The organism is Tsukamurella conjunctivitidis, from assembly GCF_007858475.1.
GTDB classification, from domain to species: Bacteria; Actinomycetota; Actinomycetes; order Mycobacteriales; family Mycobacteriaceae; genus Tsukamurella; species Tsukamurella conjunctivitidis.
In genome coordinates, this window is the sequence record NZ_VIGX01000258.1 from 1 (window position 1) to 543 (window position 543).

Annotated in this window: 1 protein-coding gene; it reads right to left on the reverse strand. The window is 39.2% G+C overall.

The genetic code is table 11. The annotated features are described in order from the left end of the window. Positions 1-358: tetratricopeptide repeat protein (locus FK530_RS27715; RefSeq protein ID WP_146489520.1), on the reverse strand; the 358-nt coding region annotated here is incomplete at its 3' end. Positions 359-543: the final 185 nt, after the last annotated feature.

A 543-nucleotide genomic window follows, 5' to 3' on the forward strand; every position in this document is an offset into this window, starting at 1 on the left:
TATCTGTCGCTAGAGCTGATTTTAATAGCGTCTCTGCACCTTGATAATCACCGGCACCATGTGCTTCTTTTGCTAAAAGAAGTGCAGAAAAGAGCTGATAGACACCCTCATTTTCAGCAATTAAAGCGGCACTCTTCGTGGCATCTATGGGACCTGTATCAAAAGTCGTTAAGAAAGAATCATAACGATCAAACGCCTCGTTGAGCTTCTGAACTTTATGATGCTTATAATATTCCACACCACCGATAGAAGCGACCACGACAACCACCAAAAGAAGGAGGTAGCCAGCATTTTTCTTGAGCCAATCGATCAGTACTTCCGCACGTTGCTCATCTGTTTCATATTGATTTAAAGCCATTCAATCTAAACCTTTTTCGATCTGAAATTAGAAATTACTCTAGTTTACTTCAATTATTTTAATAGGTTAACATCTAATCACTCAATTGAACTAAAGGTCGACAATTCGACCTTCCATTCATTGTGGATTGAGCGCCTATTTTTATCAGCGTTTCTTGATCTCTCTGCCGATTACTCTGCTAATTT